This window comes from Neobacillus sp. SAB-20_R2A, assembly GCF_049568635.1.
GTDB lineage: Bacteria > Bacillota > Bacilli > Bacillales > Cytobacillaceae > Neobacillus > Neobacillus citreus.
In genome coordinates this window covers 3,825,730-3,844,430 of the sequence record NZ_CP145895.1, presented here as the reverse complement: position 1 = coordinate 3,844,430, position 18,701 = coordinate 3,825,730, and the positions used below count along the sequence as shown (strand labels likewise).

The following is an 18,701-nucleotide window of genomic DNA, read 5'->3' as shown; positions in this document are numbered from 1 at the left end:
TCATAATCACCATGCACATTAAAGGGAAGAATAGAGGAATTTTACATTGAAAAATGTAAGATTCCTTTTTGTCATTTTTTGCAGGGTTTTAGGAATTTTTGTTGAAAGGTTAATAAGGATGGTTCGTAAATAAATCGTAAAGGGGTATTTGCAAAATGGAAAGCTTTCACTTTAAAGTAAATGGCAGCTGGCAGGGAGACCGGAATGGAAAGGGACATATTCAAGGAGGCGTGCTTGATATTACTGTCTCCGCACCGGCGGATATGGAGGGTCCAGGAATCGGGTCAAATCCGGAGGAGCTGCTTATTTCTTCTTCCAATAATTGTTATATGATTACACTAGGGGCGATGCTGGGGAATCGTAAAATTGAGTTAGAAAAACTCGAGGTTGGTTCTGAGGGTGTAGTTGACAGGGAGGATGGCAAATTGAAGTTTAAACAAATTATCCATCGTCCAGTTTTTTATATTAATAGTGACTCGGGGGTCTCTCCAGAAAAATTGCTAGAGATTGCAGTCCGGGCTGAAAAAGCTTGCTTTATTTCTCAGACATTACGGCCAAGTATCGATATTTCAGTAGAGCCAAATGTTGTCGTTGATGGAAAATAATACTTGACCAAAAAATGAGCTTGTACTAATATTTATATTAGTTTTTCTATATATTGTTTTGTTTATAAAACTAAAAACTATATATTGTGTTATCCTTAAAGAGAGACGCCGAATACGGCTTAATAGGGAATCCGGTGTGATGCCGGAACTGCCCCCGCAACTGTAAATGCTGACGAAATGAGCAAACCACTGTATAAGAATGCTTATGAAAATAGGTGCTTATACGGGAAGGGCTTAGAGTAGAGTGATGCATAAGTCAGGAGACCTGTCTTTCTTAAGATGTTTCAACTTCTTCGGGGATTGAGAAGAGGAAACGACGGCGACAGAAAAGAAGGCATGGTTTCCTCTTTCTTTTTTTGTTGTTTGCTCGTTTCATCCGCTCGGATCCACCCGAAGCGGATTTTTTATTTATAGGGGGAAAACCATGACCACACAGGAAAAATCAGATTTATACGAAGTTTTAGAATCGATTAAGGAAGTTTCGATGAAATACAAGCTGGATACAACGGGGCTGGAAAAACAAATTATGGAGCTAGATATGTCAAAAGAGGAGGCAAATCAGCAGGGATTATTATATGCAGTCAACAAAATTGCAATGGACCAGCCGGATTGGACTTTTGTTGCGGCCCGCTTATATCTGTATGAACTCTATATTAATGCAGCAGAGAATAGAGGCTATGATTCTTCACTAAAATATGGGGATCTACACAGCTTAATTATACATTTAAGTAGTATAGGGATTTATTCTAGTGACCTATTAAATCTATATACGAAAGAGGAAGTAGAGGAATTAGCGAAAGAGATTAATCCTGAGCGGGATGAATTATTTAATTACATAGGGTTATTCCTATTGGCAGACCGTTATCTTGCCCGGGACCATAATCGGAACATTTTCGAACTACCGCAGGAACGTTTCATGATCATTGCTATGACAATCATGAAATACGAGAAAAGGGGCGTGAGGATAAAACTGGTAAAAGAAGCTTACTGGGCATTGAGTAATTTATATATGACTGTCGCCACCCCCACCTTGGCGAATGCCGGAAAAAGCTTTGGCCAGCTGTCCTCCTGCTTCATTGATACGGTGGACGATTCCCTTGATGGCATCTATTTAAATAACTGGGACATTGCCCGGTTAAGCAAAGATGGCGGCGGGATTGGGATTTACTTTGGGAAGGTGAGGGCATTAGGCTCAGACATTAAAAAGTTCAAGGGTAATTCCTCCGGTGTCGTACCATGGGTTAAATTGGTCAACGATACGGCCGTCAGTGTTGATCAATTAGGCCAGCGCCAGGGGGCAATTGCTGTTTACTTGGATTTGTTTCACAAGGATCTAATGAACGGGTTCCTGGATTTGAAAACGAACAATGGGGACGAACGCCGGAAAGCACATGATATTTTTACAGGTGTCTGCGTGCCGGATCTTTTTATGGAAAAACTGCAGGAGACCGATGGGAATGGCAGAAGCATCGGCGAGTGGCATACCTTTTGTCCTCATCAAGTGAAACAGGTGATGGGCTGGAAAGATGCGAATGGAAATCCCCTAGGGCTAGAGGATTTTTACGATGAAATTGACCGGAAATATTTTAGGGATAAATATGAAGAGGCTGTTAACCATCCGTTACTGCCGCGAAAAACGTATAGGGCTATGGATATTATGGCGCGAATCATGATGGTGCAATTGGAAACGGGGACGCCGTATATGTTTTACCGGGACGAGGTCAACCGGCAAAATCCCAATAAACATCTATTAGGGAAGGGCCGTACCTCGATTTTCTGCAGCAACCTTTGTACGGAAATCACGCAAAATATGTCAGCCACAAAAATTGTTAACGAATACCAGGATCAGGAAGGAAATATAGTAATTGTTCGAAAACCTGGTGATTTCGTGGTATGTAATCTATCGTCTATTAATCTTGCAAAAGCAGTCCCGGCTAAGGTAATGGAGCGTTTGGTCCGTATCCAGGTCAGAATGCTGGATAATGTCATTGATTTAAATACCATTTCGGTAGGACAGGCGCAGCTGACGAATCAAAAATTCCGGGCTATCGGTCTCGGTACGTTTGGATGGCATCATCTTTTAGCGTTGAAGGGGATACACTGGGAATCGGAGCGGGCTGTTGAATTTGCGGACGAGCTTTATGAGGAGATTGCCTACTATACCATCCGTTCCTCAATGGAATTGGCCCGTGAAAAAGGAGCTTACAGTCAGTTCCATGGTTCGGAGTGGCAGACCGGGGAATATTTTGAGCGGAAAAATTACCGCTCTGAACGGTGGCTGGAGATAAAAAAGGAGGTAGCTCAGCACGGGCTCCGGAATGGCTGGTTGATGGCCATCGCTCCGAATTCATCAACAGCTAAAATTGGCGGCTCAACCGACGGAATTGACCCAATTTACTCTGTCGAATACGCGGAGGAAAAGAAAAACTTTAAGTTTAAAGTGACGGCACCGGATTTGAACCATCGAACGTATATCTATTACCGCCGGGCAAGGCACGAGCTCGATCAGCAGTGGAGCATTCAACAAAATGCGGCCCGCGCTCGTCATATTGACCAAGCAATCAGCTTTAACCTTTATGTCCGACATGATATCAAGGCGAAAGAACTGTTAAACCTTCATATGGAAGCATGGAGGCAGGGGTTGAAAACGACGTACTACGTTAGAAGCACATCGCAAACGGAAATTGAGGAATGCGAAGCTTGTCATAGCTGACAGGAGGAAATAGAGATGAAACTTTTGAAAAAAATTAAACTTTTGAATCCAGAGTTTCCCAATAAGTCAACCGGCATCATCAATGGCCAGTCGTCGGGTTTGCTGAATTGGAATGATATTGCTTATCCACAGATGTATGATTTATATCAAACTTTGTTATCAAATTTTTGGAAAGCGCAAGAGATTAATATGCAGGATGACATAAAACAATGGGACCTGCTTAGTGACATTGAAAAAGATGTATTTTTGCGGATCAATACCCAGCTAGCATCACTAGACAGTCTGCAAACACCAACGATGACACAAGTAATGGATTATGTGACCGATTCCAGCTTTAAAGCGATTTTTGCAGTGATTGCCCAGCAAGAGGCAGTCCACAATGAATCCTATTCGTATATTTTGAGCTCGCTAGTTCCGTTAAGAGAGCAGAATGAGCGGTTTAATCAGGCGAAAAGTGACCCGATTGTACAAAAACGGAACCAGCTGATTTTGGATTCATATGAGAGATTTCGCGTGGAGCCGACCGCACAGCATCTATTTGAATTAAGCGTGAACTCTATTAATCTAGAAGGAATTTATTTTTATGCGGGCTTTGCTTTTTTCTATCATTTGGCAAGACAGCAGAAAATGCTGAAAACGAGCACGATGATTAGCTATATTCAGCGGGATGAAATGCAGCATGCCTACTTCATGGCACAATTTATTCGGATACTGTTAACGGAAAACCCACAGCTTAATACTGAGGAGAATATGGATTTTGTTTATCAAACGATTGGAAAGGCCGTTGCATTGGAAAAAGAATGGGCTTCGTTCATTCTGAAGCATATTAAAGGGATTGAGTTGGGCGAATACGAAGAATACACGGAATACCTTGCCAATAAGCGCCTGCGTCAGCTTGGCCTTGAAAATTTATACAAGGATAGGACCAATCCGATGCCGTGGATCCATGTGTTTAGTGATGAAATGCTGAACGGAACAAAATCTGACTTCTTCGAGCAGAAGCCGCGGACCTATTCCAAAGTCACCCAATCAAATGGGTTCGATGAGTTATGAAAATAGCTATCGTCTATGCCTCAAAAACAGGGAATACGGAGGAATTAGCCTATTTGCTGTGGCGTTTATTTTTACAGAAAAATAGCGATACAGCCTTATTCCGTGTCGACCAATTTCCGGTTTGGGAATTAGCGAGGTTTGATACGGTCGTGATTGGAACCTATACGTGGGGAAATGGGGAAATTCCATATGGAATGATGGAACTGTACCGCGCTTTTGAAACATTGGAGGTCAGAGGTATGATCACGGGGGCGGCAGGGACTGGCGACAGCGGGTACCCAAGATTTTGCGGGGCAGTTGATGAATTTAGGGATATGCTTTTTGTTCAGACGAACTTGGCGGCCACTCTTAAAATTGAAGTGATTCCGCAGGCGAAGGACTTAGAGCGATGCAGGATGTTTGTGGATGCTATTGTACAACGAATCAACCAAAGAATTGCTTTGGGTTCGTAAACAAAAAAATGCGAGAATTAAAAAATAGTTCTCGCATTTTTGGAATTAATTTCAGTCATATGCGCAAAAGGAGGGATATCACTAGAAAAATTTGCTAAAATAGAAGTGACGTATGAATTCATACACCAGGGTAAAAATTTAAATGTAAAGAGGGGATTGGATGAAAGTTCAAAAAACGCTTTACCGCAAGTTTTTCTCTGTATTAACTGCTGCAGCCATGATGACAACCGCCACTGCTGCTCTTGCAGCCCCTAAAGAGCCTCCTGCACCGTCAGTAAAAGCACAAGCAAATGCCTCCTATGAATCTGCACTACATAATAAAGACAAAAGCAACTATACGTTGACTATCATGCACACCAATGATACCCATGCACATTTAGACAATGTTGCAAGAAGGATAACCGCTATTAAACAAGTGCGCGAAGCACATCCAAGTTCACTTTTATTGGACGCTGGGGATGTTTTTAGCGGTACACTTTATTTTAACAAGTACGAGGGTTTGGCCGATCTTGAGTTTATGAATCTTGCGGGCTATGACGCGATGACATTTGGCAACCATGAATTTGACAAAGGGACAGCCACCTTGGCGAATTTTGTGAAAGGGGCGGGATTTCCATTTGTCAGCGCAAATGTCGACTTTAAGCAAGATGGAAATATCAACCCGTATTTTAATGATGAAATAAAAAACAATCCCAAGCGCAATGGCGAAATTTACAATGGCATTATTAAAAAGGTAAACGGGGAGAGAATCGGGATTTTTGGATTGACGACTGCCGAAACCGTGGACATTTCCAGCCCAGGCCCTGATGTGGTTTTTCAAAATTATCTAGAAGAAGCAAAACAAGCAGTCAAATCGTTTAAAGAAAAAGGCGTCAATAAAATTATTGCATTGACACATATCGGGTATGATGATGGAGGCGGAGATAACGACCTGACGTTAGCCAAGGAAGTTGATGGGATTGACGTCATCGTCGGCGGGCATACGCATACTAAACTAGACCAGCCGGTCGTGGTAGAAGCCGGCAAGGAGCCGACAGTCATTGTCCAAGCAAATGAATACAGCAAATACCTAGGGACACTAGATGTTCAATTTGATAAAAAAGGAAAAATTGTGAATTTCGGAGGCAAGCTTGTTGATCTTAGTCAAGTGCCAGAAGATCCGGAGGCGGCACAGATACTCGAAACTAAATACAAGCCAGCTGTAGTAGAAATGCAAAAGACCGTGATTGGTAAAACAACGGTTGACTTAATTGGCGGTAATCCGCCTGCACGAACTGTTGAAACCAATCTGGGGAACCTGATTACTGATGGAATGCTTGCTAAAGCAAAAACCATCAACTCAGAAACGGTTATTGCATTCCAAAATGGCGGCGGGATTCGAGCGACTGTGCCTGCGGGGAATATTACCTTGGCGAATGTATTTGAAATTATGCCGTTTGGAAACTCGCTGGGCATTATGAAATTAACGGGTGCGGAAATTAAAGAGGCTTTAGAAATCAGTGTGAAAGACGCACCGAAAGCATTTGGCGGCTTCCTGCAAGTATCCGGTTTGAAATTTACCTACGATAGCAGTCAACCTGTTGGCCAAAGGGTGAAATCAATCGATGTAAAAGAGGATGGCGTTAACTATGTTCCTCTTGATCCTAATAAAACTTACGTTGTTGCCACGAACACTTTCACCGCAAAAGGCGGAGACGGTTTTACTGTTTTCGCAAAAGCATACAGTGAAGGTCGTGTCAGCGAGCCGGGATATGTCGACTGGGAAACCTTTACTGAATATGTAAGCGCCCAAGAAGATAAAACCGTCAGTCCAAGTGTGGAAGGACGCATTGTAAATCTGGCAAATTAATAGCAGGACATATTTGTAGGCTAAAAAAGAAATCCATAAAAACTAAGATAATACAGTTGGGAATTTTACTTACGGTAAGATTCCCTTTTTTAAATGTAAAAATATAGAATTCTAGCAATAAAAATACGTTTCGTGTCACGAAACACCATGCTATAATGGATAACATGATTATAGTAAATTGGAAAGGTTCGTGTACATCCTTATGAATGTCGGCCAAAATAAAGCTTTTATCTGCTTGTTTTTAGTCTCTGTCTTTTGGGGCTGTAATTATCCCATCAGTGCTTATTTACTTCAAGGGTTTTCCCCTGTTTTCTTATCAACTGTCCGGATTTGTATAACATCGCTTTTTATGATTATAGTTGCGCTCTTTTATAAGGGAATTAAGCGCCCAACAATCTCCGAATGGAGATATCTTGTTGGTGTCGGAATTTTTGGGACGCTGCTGAACCAAACGTTTTATTTTACCGGCCTGAAACATACTACGCCGGCTAATGCGTCATTAATCATTTCGCTGGCACCGATTGCAACGATCCTGCTCGAAAGGCTCATTTTTAAAGTAAAATTAACCGTTAAGAAAGCTCTAGGTGCAATGATTAGTTTAATTGGTGTGTTTTCTATTATTGGGGTGGCCGGAGGGTCATTAGGAATTTCTTGGGGAGATTTTAATATTTTTATAGCAATGCTGTGTTTGTCGATCAGTATTTTATTTATCAGGGGCTTGTCCCATACCATGCCATCTTTTGTGGTTACGGTTTACGCGACCGTTTTAGGTAGTGTTCTGATGATTCCTGCTGCTGGGGTGGAAGGAATGGTGAGCGGGACTGCCATCAGTCATTCTGTTTTCATGTGGGCGTTGTTGATTTTTGCGGCGATATTTGCCCAAGGAATGGCCGGCTTTTGGTGGAACAGCGGGGTGGCTAAGGTTGGAGCAGGAACTGCTTCCATGTTCATGAACATCCAGCCGTTTGTCGCTATTCTTGCTTCACATTTCATATTAGGGAACCGGATTATGCTGTCGCAAATTTTAGGGGGAATCTTAGTGCTGCTGGGGGTTTATATCGCCAACATGCCTAGTTTCAAACCGATCATGGCCGTTGAACATAAGAAAAGCATCTAATATATTTAAAAGGGCGGTGAATATTATGAATCACTGCTCTTTTTGTACCTGAAAAGGTAGAGTCCTAGAAATTCCGCGTAGTAAATAAAGTTAATCAGCATTTCCATTTATTACATAGGAATAATTTAATAAAATAGAAAATATAAGAACGGAGGTAAGCTATGTTGACAGAAAACTTTTTAACAAAACTCAAAGAAGATTTTGAACCCTCACTCAATCACTCCGGAATAGACGGAGACCGTCTGGCGAAAAGATTGGCCAAGCTTTCCGAAATCGGTGCTACCCCTGAAGGCGGAGTGAATCGTCCCGGTTTTTCAGCAGAGGAAAAGCAAGCTAAAGAATTGGTGAAAACATGGATGCAAGAGGCTGGCTTAAAGGTATGGGAAGATGGTGCAGGGAATGTATTCGGAAGATTGGCGGGATTAGATGATGCCCTGCCAGCGATTGCTTCAGGTTCCCATGTCGATAGTGTCCCAAATGGAGGGAATTTTGACGGCCCGCTTGGTGTATTGGCCGCCCTTGAGGTAGTCGAGGCATGGAAAGAAACGGGGCATCGCCCGCAACGTCCATTTGAGGTTGTCATTTTTTCGGATGAAGAGGGAGCTCGGTTTAATGGCAGTTTAACAGGAAGCATGAGTTTGATGGGAACGCTTGATATCGAAAAACAGCTTCAATTGACTGATTTTAATGGGGATTCATTTGAAGAAGTCCTTGAAAAATATGGGACTAGTCTCGACGAATTGAAAAAGGCTTCCAGTCACAAGAAGGACATTGGATTATTTGTTGAGGTACATATTGAACAGGGAAAGCGGCTTGAAAAGGCAGGGCTCCCTGTCGGCATTGTCAGCGGAATAGCGGGGCCATGCTGGCTGGAAATTATTTTTTCAGGAAAGGCAGGGCACGCCGGAAATACACCGATGGATGACCGAAAGGATGCGCTAGTTGCTGCAGGTGAATTCGTGGTTGCGGTGGAGACATTCCCTGAAAAAGTAAGCTCTACTGCCGTTGCAACGGTTGGTAAGCTTTCTGTTCATCCAAATGGGGTAAACGTCATCCCAGGAGAGGTCTCCTTGTTTGCTGATATCCGGGATATTTATGAGAATACCCGTGATGAACTCGTCTCACTTGTTATTGAAAAAGCAAAATCCATTGCTGAAACACGAGGGATTGAGGTATCGATTAAGGTGAATACCTCTGTTAAGCCTGTACCAATTGATGAAAGCATTCGAAAGAAGCTGGAAAAAGCATTTCAAGAAAATCTAATTGAGCCAATGAGATTACCTAGTGGTGCCGGTCATGATTCAATGATTGTAGGAGAGGAGATTCCAGTCGGCATGATTTTTGTAAGAAGCAAAGACGGAATCAGCCACAATCCAAAAGAATGGTCCTCCTTAAACGATTGCGTGACATCGGTTCATGTTTTAAAAAGCTTTGTGGAAAGCTTGATGGTTTGAGACGCGGGGACGGTTCTTCTGCTTCTGAAGCAAAAGAACCGTCCCCACGCATCACTATTCTACCTTAATTTTAATCTGTGACACCGCATTGTACCCATATCCCTTCCGGTTCCAGAAAGCGGTATCGGGCTGCAAATGGCCGTTTGAATCATAGGCACGGACCTTGATGGAGTATTCACGGTTTTTTTCAAATACAATAGAATATGACCACTTTATCCATTGAAATTGCCGAGGTTGACCATGGAGAGTGGCCGGCTTCCATGTTCCGCCATCATCCACACTAACCTCTACGGATATAACCACACCTTCGCCAGTCCAAGCGAGCCCCTTTATTTCATGCTGGCCAGGCTGTAAGATTTGCCGGTCAAGCGGCTGCTGAATAATCGAATTCACATGGCTCACTGTCACAGGGACGGCCTCTTCATTATTGTTTTTATGAGGATAATAGACATAATCATCTGTCTGGAAGGGCCCGGAAAAAGGATGGTCCACTACACGAATGGTTTTTAGCCACTTTACTGACGCCATTCCGTACCAGCCGGGAACGATTAATCGAAACGGAAATCCATGTTTCGGGCTAATCGGCTTTTGATTATGTGCCCAAACGACAACGACGTCACCAGCCAAAGCCTTTTCGAGTGGCAAACTTCTTTCAAAATGTACGTGCTTACCTTTCTTTACTCCAAAATCCTCTCCTTGAAAAACTACTTCGCTTGCCCCGGTCTTTATTCCAGTTTTAGAAAAAAGATAGGAAAGAGGCACACCCGTCCATGTCCCCTGGCTAATGGCCCCATCCTTCCATTGTTCACCATAAACTTTTGGTTCGAAATAGGACCGCTTATTACCGGAACACTCCAGCACGGAGGTCACTATACGTGAAGGTAATGAAATGATTTGATTGTAATGAAAGGTAATGGGTGTTTTCACTGAACCAGTAATGGTGAGATTGTAAGATTGGTTGGTAAATGGGGGATAGTTGAAGTGATTTCTCCGATATGTTAAAGCGCTTGGTGTTTGTCTATTTTCAAGAAAATGAATCGGTGTTTCCTGATTTTCGGGCTTTAAACTTCTTGTTATTAAGTGAGGCTTTATTTTCTTGAATTTATCACTTTGTAACAAAACATACTCCCCCATTCTAATCTACTTTAAAAAGTTTTCCTTTGGACATTATGCTCCATATCTATCACTTATACATTTTCCATACGATTCTAGTCAAAAAAATACACGTATTATTTTTTATTTAAAAGTAAGTATTTTTTTGAGAAAAAAAGAATATAGATTTAGCAAACGTAAATCTGATATATCAGATATCAAATATCAACATTTGAGAAAAAAGAAATAGGTAGGTGGAATTATATATGATGTATCAATTTAGATTTCCGGATGTTGGTGAAGGCCTACATGAGGCAGAAATCGTCCGCTGGCTCGTTCAGCCTGAAAAACTAATTAAAGCTGATGAACCTATTGTTGAGGTTCAAACTGATAAATCTGTTGTGGAAATCCCATCACCAGTTGGTGGAAAGGTTGTGTCTCTTGCCGGAGAAGAGGGCTCGCTTATTCGAGTAGGAGAGGTTCTAGTTACGATCGAGCAAATAGACACCTCTAATATTGACAATAACAAATTTCAATCAAGTTTGGTTTTATTAAACTCAAAAAATGAAAATGTTTCCCTTATAAATGGGAAACCCCCAACAAGGGCATTAGCTGCTCCTACTATCCGTAAATTAGCCAGGGATCTAGGTGTTAATCTTGAAAAGGTAAATGGCACAGGACCTGGTGGTAGAGTTCTCGAAGAGGATGTAAGGAATTTTAGTGAATCTAAAGGTATATCAGTTAAATCACCAATGAAAGAGGAACAAAAAGCTGTCAATTATGAAAAAAAAATACCAGAAAAAAATATAGAAGAGGTTCCATTCGTTGGAATACGCAGGAAAATTAGCGAAAACATGGTTAAATCAGTCTACACTATCCCTCATGCGACTGGGATGGGAGAAGTAGATGTTACGAGATTGGTAGAGCTGCGAAAAGATCTTTTGCCTTATGCAGAAAGACATGGATGTAAATTAACCTTTTTACCTTTTATTATCAAGGCTGTTACCAAAAGCCTAATAAAAGTTCCTTATCTTAATGCGAGTCTTGATGAAGAGAGGGGGAAAATCATTTTAAAAAAATACTACAACATAGGGATTGCTACAGCTACAAAGGATGGCTTGATTGTGCCTGTTATCAAAAATGCAGATCAAAAGTCAATCCTTGAAATTGCACTCGAATTAGAAAACCTAACAGAGAAAACCCGCCAACGAAAGATTGATGCCAAAAGTTTACAAGATGGTACTTTTACCATTAGCAGTACAGGCAAAATTGGTGGAGTGTTTGCGACGCCAATCATTAATTACCCAGAGGTGGCGATTTTAGGGGTTCATGCTATAAAAGAAAAACCAGCGGTGGTTGATGGGGAAATCGCAATTCGGTCTATAATGGGCAACTCGCTGTCATTTGATCATCGCGTAATTGATGGTGAAGACTCTGGAAAGTTCTTGAATTCCGTCGCAGAAATATTAGAAAATCCGGAAAGTTTGCTTTTGGAGGTAAGGTAGATGGTTGTTGGGGACTTTTTGTACCAAACTGAGGTTCTTGTTATTGGGGGCGGACCTGGGGGATATACAGCTGCAATACGAGCGGCACAATTAGGGAAAGAGGTAATCTTAGTAGAAAAAAAGGCACTTGGCGGTGTTTGTCTGAACGAAGGCTGTATTCCTTCCAAAGCTTTAATTACAGAAGCAGACCATTACTATAAATTAAATAAATTAGCAGAGCGAGGTATAGAGGTTCAGAAAGTCAGTCTTAATTTCCAAAGGTTCCAGAATTGGAAAAGAACTAATGTAATTTCAAAGCTTTCAAATGGTGTCGCCTCTTTATGTGAAAAGAACAAGGTGAAAACAATATATGGAGAAGCTGTTTTCACAGACAATCAAGAAGTCCGCATCATGACAGAACACGGTTCACAACGCTATCATTTTCAAAATTGCGTTCTTGCTACAGGTTCTTCTCCGATGGAACTCCCTGCACTCCCTTTCGGTGAAAGAATTTTATCATCATCAGAAGCTTTAGAGCTTACCGACATTCCAAAGAAGTTAATTATTGTCGGCGGAGGATACATTGGAATCGAACTGGGAACTGCTTTTGCGAAGTTAGGCTCGCAGGTCACCATCCTGGAAGCTGCTACGAATATTTTGCCTAATTTTGATAAAGGTATGGTGGATCACATTAAGAGAAACCTGAAAAGAATGGGAGTCACGATTCATACGAAATCGGTAGTAAGGCAGAGTGAAGAGGCAAAGGAAGGAGTTTTCGTAACGGTCCAAATCGATGATAAAGAAGTGGTTCTTTCAGCCGATTATTGCCTTGTAACAGCAGGTCGAACGCCGAATACAAGGAAAATTGGCTTAGAAAAAATCGGTGTGAAGATGACAGGTACAGGTTTGATTGAAACGGACTACCAGTGCAAAACTAATGTTCAGAATATTTACGCAATTGGAGATATAACAACAGGCCCGGCATTGGCCCATAAGGCCTCATTTGAAGGGAAAATAGCAGCAGAAGTGATTGCTGGCATAGATAGTATCAAGGATAATGTGGCAATCCCATTGGTTATTTTCTCGGACCCAGAAATTGCCTGTGTGGGACTTAATGAGCAGGAAGCAAAAGAACAAGGCTATGAAGTCAAGGTTGGAAAGTTTCCGTTTGCCGTCAATGGTAAGGCGCTCAGTTCGGATGAAACGGAAGGGTATGTCAAAATTATTGCGGATCTGAACGAAAGAGTAATCGGTGTTCAAATGATTGGATATCAAGTTTCTAATCTGATTGGAGAAGCCGCACTTGCCATTGAAATGGGCGCAAAGGTAGAGGACATTTGCTTAACCATCCATCCGCATCCAACTCTGACGGAAGGGCTACTTGAAGCATCAGAAGCACTTCTCAAAAAGGCAATCCACCTGGTAAATATCTAAAAATAAAGGGGAGGAAAAGATGAGGAATACGTTAGGAATGAAAACAAATATGATACAGCTTTTGAATGAAAAGGGAGAGGCGGATGAAGCGAGTTTAAAGGAACTAAAAATTGATAATGATCTTTTAAAAAAGATGTATCACTTTATGTTGAGAGGAAAAGTAATTGATAAGAAATTTTTGAATTTACAAAGGCAAGGACGAATCGGGACTTATGGTTCCTATAGAGGGCAGGAAGCAGCACAGGTTGGAAGTGCATTAACACTAGAAAAACATGATTGGATTGTCCCAAGCTACCGTGAAGCCGTTGTTTCCATGATACATGGTTTAGATTTGAAAAATTTTCTAATGTATTTAAAAGGTCATTTTGGAGGAAATAGACCCCCTCAAAATATGAATCTTATGCCGATTCAAGTCATTATTGCCGGGCAGATTCCACAGGCTGTGGGAATTGCATGGGCTTCTAAACTAAAGGCAGAGAACAGTGTCACTGCCTGCTATTTTGGTGATGGTGCAACTTCACAAGGTGATTTTCATGAAGGCCTGAACTTTGCATCGGTCATGAAGGTACCAGTAGTGTTTTTTTGCCAGAACAATCAGTGGGCTATAAGTGTACCATTGGAAAAACAAATGGCTAGTGAAACGATATCTCAAAAAGCGGTTGCATATGGAATGACCGGAGTTCGAGTGGATGGAAATGATGTGTTAGCCTGCTATAAAGTGACAAAAGAAGCCGTAGAACGAGCAAGAAGGGGCGAAGGACCAACATTAATTGAAGCCGTGACCTATCGTCAAGGTTCACACACAACCGCAGATGACTGGACAAAGTATCGTAAGAGGGAAGAAGTAGAACTATGGGTTAACCAAAGGGATCCTATTGCCCGGTTTGAGAAATTCCTTAAAAAACGTGGATTATTAACGGATCAGGGAATTCAAGAACTTATTTCTCAGTTTGAGGAAGAGGTGGAAGCCGTTATAGAAGAATTTGAAAAGCTGTCTCCTCCACCTTCCTACGAAGTGTTTGACTATGTCTATGATCAACCTCATCCAGAATTACAAAAGCAAAAAGAAGAACTAAAAAACAGTATTCAAGGTATCAGGAGGGACCATCATGCCTAAATTGACCATGATTGAAGCAATCAGACAGGCAATGGCACAAGAAATGGAGAGAGATGAACGTGTAATTATTCTTGGGGAAGATGTGGGTGTCAATGGTGGCGTCTTTCGTGCAACTGATGGCCTTCAAGATCAATTTGGAGCAAACCGTGTATTTGACACACCACTTGCAGAGTCAGGCATAATTGGCTCCTCTGTTGGATTAGCAGTTAATGGACTGCGCCCTGTTGCCGAAGTACAATTTCTGGGCTTTATTTACGAAACAATGGATCAAATCTGTGCACAAGCAGCAAGAATGAGATTCCGCTCTGGAGGAAGATTCACGGTCCCGATGGTCATCCGCAGCCCTTTCAGCGGAAATGTTAGGTCCCCCGAATTGCATTCCGATAGTTTGGAAGCGCTTTTCCTCCATACACCAGGATTAAAGGTTGTTATACCGTCTAATCCCTATGATGCTAAAGGCCTTCTTATCTCAGCCATCCGTGATGAGAACCCTGTTTTATTCTTTGAACCCATGAAGTTGTATCGGGCTTTTCGCGATGAGGTTCCGGAAGATGTATACGAGGTACCGATTGGAAAAGCAGCTGTTTTAAAGGAAGGGGAGGATGCTACTATTGTCACTTATGGCGGAACAGTACCAATGGTTAAGAAAGTGGCCGAAGATTACCAATCAAAGGGTGTAAATTTAGAGGTAATCGATTTAAGAACGATTAGTCCTCTCGATATTGACACCATTAAAGAGTCCGTTGAGAAAACGGGACGCTTGATGATTGTGCATGAAGCAGTCAAAACGGGTGGTGTCGGGGCAGAAATCATTGCGTTAATTAGTGAGGAAACCTTATATTCACTTGCTGCACCGGTTGTAAGAGTGACAGGTTATGATACACCATATCCTGTCCAAACAGTGGAAGATGATTGGCTGCCAAATGAACACCGTGTAAAAAATGGAGTTGAAAAGCTACTATCCTATTAAAAGGGGAAGGAGGGGTGAAAGGTGAATATAAACATGAAAGATCTGGCATTGGAGTTTTATACTGCTCATAAAGAAAAAAAGAATGTAGAGTTATTAAGTAATCGAGGTATTTTAATAGACGAAAAGTCAGCTTACAAAATCCAAGAGATGGTAACAAACCTTAAAATACAGGATAACCATGAAGAAATACTTGGATATAAAATCAGTATGACTAGCGAAGAAATGAGAAAACTTGGTAAATCGATTGAACCGGCCTATGGAACTTTTACCAGCTCCAGTCTAGCAAATGGTACGATTCAAATGAATTCAAACTATCAATATTTGCTTGAGCCGGAACTAATCTTTGTCTTAACTGAAGACTTATCCTTAGGCGCAAGTTCTGATGAAATTATCCAAAAATCAAAGCTGGCAGCTGGACTCGAAATACCAATGGGGAGATATGCGAATTGGTTTCCACCCTCAAAGGGTCATACCGTAGGGGATACAATTGCCGATAATACCTTTGCAGGTTTCATTTTACCTGGTGAAGCCATTGATATACCAGATTCTATTGATTGGAAAAATATCAAATCAACACTCTATTTTAATGATGAAATATTAGATGAAGGGTATTCATCAGATGTCATGGGGAATCCAGTTAATGCTGTATGTTGGTTGTCTGGTAAACTAGCACAAAAAGGAAAGTATTTAAAAAGAGGAATGATTGTATCATCTGGAACCTTTACCAATCCTAAAATACTGAAAAAAGGTGTATATCGTGTGGTTTATGATTTAGTTGGTGAATTAACATTAAATGTAGAGTAACAAAGTAAATAGATTGTATTTGAATGAAGGTGATGGGTATTTATCTTTTTAAGGAATTAAAACAATTTGTGCCAGAAGATCGTTTGAGCACGAATGAAACAATCTTAGAGAATCATAGCAAAGATGAGTCATTTCATCCTGCTTGCCGTCCGGATATTGTTGTATTTCCAAAAAACACGGATGAGATTGTAAAAATTGTCCGATTTGCGAATCAAAATGAAATTCCCATTGTCCCATTTGGAATTGGTTCCGGATTAGAAGGCCAGGTGATTCCGCTAAAAGGAGGAATCTCTATTGACTTTCAGCTTATGAACAAAATCATAGAGATAAATCCACATGACTTATTAGTAAGAGTGGAGCCTGGAGTAACTAGAAAACAATTGAATAAAGAGCTTGGTAAATATGGATTATTCTTCTCTGTAGATCCAGGAGCCGATGCAAGTTTAGGAGGGATGGCTGCAACTAATGCAAGTGGTACAACTGCTGTACGATATGGAACTATGAAGGAAAATGTTAGAAATCTTAAAGTAGTTTTGGCGGATGGAAAGGTCATTGATACAGGAGGAAAGGCGAAAAAGTCTTCCTCTGGTTATCATCTAACAGAACTGTTTGTAGGTTCAGAGGGAACTTTAGGTGTTTTCACAGAATTAACACTTCAGGTATTTGGCATATCAGAAACAATAATGGCTGCAAGAGCAGTATTTCCTTCAGTCAGGCAGGCTTGTGAAGCGGCTGTTTCCCTATTAAGGATTGGGGTGCCAATTGCTAGAGTTGAATTAGTGGATGACCGTTCAATGAAACAAATCAATATTGCAACTGGAAGCAACTATAAAGAACAGGTTACATTGTTCTTGGAATTCCACGGTTCAAAAGTCAGTGTCGAAAATGATGTTCACATTACAAAAGAGATGTTTTTAGGCTATGGATGCCAACAATTTGAATTTGAATCAGATTCAAATGGAAGATTACGTTTATGGGATGCAAGGCACAATTTATTCTATGCATACCTTCATAGTAACCCGGGGAAGAAAATGATGAACACAGATGTATGTGTTCCATTATCAAAATTGGGGGATGCAATTGAGAAAAGTCGCGATTTTATAGAACAATCAGGTTTAACTGGAACGGTGGTTGGTCACATTGGTGACGGAAATTTCCATGCAGGATTAATCCTTGACCCGAAAAACCCTATCGATATGGAAAGAGCTAACTGGGTGAATGAACAAATTGTTGATTTTGCTCTTATCCAAGGTGGAACATGTACGGGTGAGCATGGTGTAGGCTTAGGTAAAATGAAATATCAGCGTCGGGAGCATGGAGAGGGTTTAGAGATTATGAAAAATATCAAAAAAGTACTAGATCCTAAAGGAATTCTAAATCCGGGAAAAATTTTCAGTTAACATTTTCAATCTATTTTTTGAAAACGTTTACTATAAAAATAATACCCATTTCTTTATATGGTCACGAGACTGAATATTCAAAATTTTAGAAGTCATTTAATTGAAGGTATAAAAAACAATGAATAGAAGGGGTCGATAATGAAACCAAAAGTGCTTGTGACCGGAAAAATTTATGATGAAATATTGGAGGTATTGCAAAGAAATTTTGAGTTGGTCTTATTTGAGAAATTAGACAAATATTCATATCCGGCCCTTACCATACATTTGTCGGATGCCAAAGGGATATTTTCCATGGGATTAAAGGTGGATGAAAAACTTTTAGATCAAGCACCCCAGTTGAAAATTGTAAGTAATGTATCCGTTGGATATGACAATTTTGACATTGCTGAGATGACTAGACGTGGAATTATGGCGACCAATACACCTGAAGTGTTGAATGATACCACTGCTGATGCCGCAATGGCATTACTGCTAGCTACTGCTAGACGTATTCCAGAGTTGGATCAATATGTTAAATCTGGTCAATGGCATGGATTAGTTGAGGACAAATGGTTCGGTGTTGATGTATATGGAAAGACTTTAGGGATTATCGGTATGGGGCGAATTGGGACGGCAATTGCGAAGCGGGCTCATCTCGGCTTTGATATGAACATTCTCTATCATAATCGCAACAGAAATATAGAATCTGAAGAGAAATTTGGATGCCATTACTGCAGCCTCGATGACTTATTAGCAAAATCTGATTTTGTATGTCTTATGACACCTCTCACCAGCGAAACAGAATATCTTCTCGGAATGAGAGAATTTAAGCTTATGAAAAACACGGCCATTTTTATCAATGTGTCCCGCGGGAAAACAGTAAGTGAAAAGGATCTCATTACAGCGCTTCAAAATAAGTGGATTGCAGCCGCGGGGCTGGATGTCTTTGAACAAGAACCAGTGGAACCTAATAATCCATTGTTAACATTTTCAAATGTCGTGACTCTGCCGCATGTGGGCGGTGCTACTAAGAAAACTCGGCTTAATATGATGAAACTTGCAGCAGCCAACTTAATTCAAGGGTTAGCTGGACAAAGACCGCAAAACTTGATTAACGAGGAGGCTATAAGGAAAAGATGCAATCGTTAAAATATGGACGGTGTTGAAAAAGAACATCA

At 41.1% G+C, this 18,701-nt stretch carries 15 protein-coding genes and 1 riboswitch; of the genes, 14 read left to right on the top strand and 1 reads right to left on the bottom strand.

Features of this window, described 5'->3' with window-relative positions:
• Positions 1 to 155: 155 nt before the first annotated feature.
• The 7 genes from V5M37_RS18600 to V5M37_RS18570 all read left to right on the top strand — a co-directional run bounded on the left by V5M37_RS18600 (position 156) and on the right by V5M37_RS18570 (position 9,243).
• Positions 156 to 605 carry an OsmC family protein gene (locus V5M37_RS18600; RefSeq protein ID WP_423798649.1) on the top strand — a complete coding sequence of 150 codons (450 nt, stop codon included), beginning with the start codon at positions 156 to 158 and terminating at the stop codon, positions 603 to 605.
• 86 nt (positions 606 to 691) lie between these two features.
• Positions 692 to 892: riboswitch (cobalamin riboswitch) on the top strand.
• 137 nt (positions 893 to 1,029) lie between these two features.
• Complete coding sequence (locus V5M37_RS18595) at positions 1,030 to 3,318, top strand: ribonucleoside-diphosphate reductase subunit alpha (protein ID WP_423798648.1); 2,289 nt, start codon at positions 1,030 to 1,032, stop codon at positions 3,316 to 3,318.
• Positions 3,319 to 3,333: 15 nt separating this feature from the next.
• Positions 3,334 to 4,371, top strand: a complete 1,038-nt coding sequence (locus tag V5M37_RS18590; protein WP_423798647.1) for a ribonucleotide-diphosphate reductase subunit beta — start codon at positions 3,334 to 3,336, stop codon at positions 4,369 to 4,371.
• Positions 4,368 to 4,823: a flavodoxin domain-containing protein gene (locus tag V5M37_RS18585; protein ID WP_423798646.1), complete on the top strand. Its 456-nt coding sequence runs from the start codon at positions 4,368 to 4,370 to the stop codon at positions 4,821 to 4,823. Before V5M37_RS18590 ends, V5M37_RS18585 begins: the two co-directional genes overlap by 4 nt.
• A 160-nt stretch (positions 4,824 to 4,983) precedes the next feature.
• Entirely contained in the window at positions 4,984 to 6,672 is a 1,689-nt protein-coding gene (locus V5M37_RS18580; RefSeq protein WP_423798645.1) for a bifunctional metallophosphatase/5'-nucleotidase, read from the top strand.
• Positions 6,673 to 6,862: 190 nt separating this feature from the next.
• Positions 6,863 to 7,789, top strand: a complete 927-nt coding sequence (locus tag V5M37_RS18575) for a DMT family transporter (RefSeq protein WP_423798644.1) — start codon at positions 6,863 to 6,865, stop codon at positions 7,787 to 7,789.
• 164 nt (positions 7,790 to 7,953) lie between these two features.
• Positions 7,954 to 9,243 (top strand): M20 family metallo-hydrolase, encoded by a 1,290-nt coding sequence (locus V5M37_RS18570; RefSeq protein WP_423798643.1) that lies wholly within the window; start codon positions 7,954 to 7,956, stop codon positions 9,241 to 9,243.
• 54 nt (positions 9,244 to 9,297) lie between these two features.
• On the opposite strand, the gene V5M37_RS18565 is transcribed toward V5M37_RS18570, so the two are convergent.
• On the bottom strand, positions 9,298 to 10,362 hold the full coding sequence (locus tag V5M37_RS18565; RefSeq protein ID WP_423798642.1) for a sulfite oxidase: 1,065 nt from the start codon (positions 10,360 to 10,362) through the stop codon (positions 9,298 to 9,300).
• Positions 10,363 to 10,601: 239 nt separating this feature from the next.
• Between V5M37_RS18565 and V5M37_RS18560 the strand changes: the two genes are divergently transcribed.
• From V5M37_RS18560 to V5M37_RS18530, 7 genes are all read left to right on the top strand, one after another.
• On the top strand, positions 10,602 to 11,840 hold the full coding sequence (locus tag V5M37_RS18560; protein WP_423798641.1) for a dihydrolipoamide acetyltransferase family protein: 1,239 nt from the start codon (positions 10,602 to 10,604) through the stop codon (positions 11,838 to 11,840).
• Positions 11,841 to 13,253 carry a dihydrolipoyl dehydrogenase gene (gene lpdA, locus V5M37_RS18555; protein ID WP_423798640.1) on the top strand — a complete coding sequence of 471 codons (1,413 nt, stop codon included), beginning with the start codon at positions 11,841 to 11,843 and terminating at the stop codon, positions 13,251 to 13,253. It begins immediately after the preceding gene.
• A 19-nt stretch (positions 13,254 to 13,272) separates the two neighbouring features.
• Positions 13,273 to 14,370, top strand: a complete 1,098-nt coding sequence (pdhA, locus tag V5M37_RS18550; RefSeq protein WP_423798639.1) for a pyruvate dehydrogenase (acetyl-transferring) E1 component subunit alpha — start codon at positions 13,273 to 13,275, stop codon at positions 14,368 to 14,370.
• Complete coding sequence (locus tag V5M37_RS18545; protein WP_423798638.1) at positions 14,363 to 15,340, top strand: alpha-ketoacid dehydrogenase subunit beta; 978 nt, start codon at positions 14,363 to 14,365, stop codon at positions 15,338 to 15,340. Before pdhA ends, V5M37_RS18545 begins: the two co-directional genes overlap by 8 nt.
• Positions 15,341 to 15,361: 21 nt before the next feature.
• The gene (locus V5M37_RS18540) at positions 15,362 to 16,144 is read left to right on the top strand and encodes a 2-keto-4-pentenoate hydratase (RefSeq protein WP_423798637.1); all 783 of its coding nucleotides are present in this window, start codon (positions 15,362 to 15,364) and stop codon (positions 16,142 to 16,144) included.
• 23 nt (positions 16,145 to 16,167) lie between these two features.
• Positions 16,168 to 17,544, top strand: coding sequence for an FAD-binding oxidoreductase (locus V5M37_RS18535; protein ID WP_423798636.1), 1,377 nt, complete (start codon positions 16,168 to 16,170; stop codon positions 17,542 to 17,544).
• 138 nt (positions 17,545 to 17,682) lie between these two features.
• Complete coding sequence (locus tag V5M37_RS18530; RefSeq protein WP_423798635.1) at positions 17,683 to 18,672, top strand: 2-hydroxyacid dehydrogenase; 990 nt, start codon at positions 17,683 to 17,685, stop codon at positions 18,670 to 18,672.
• Positions 18,673 to 18,701: the final 29 nt, after the last annotated feature.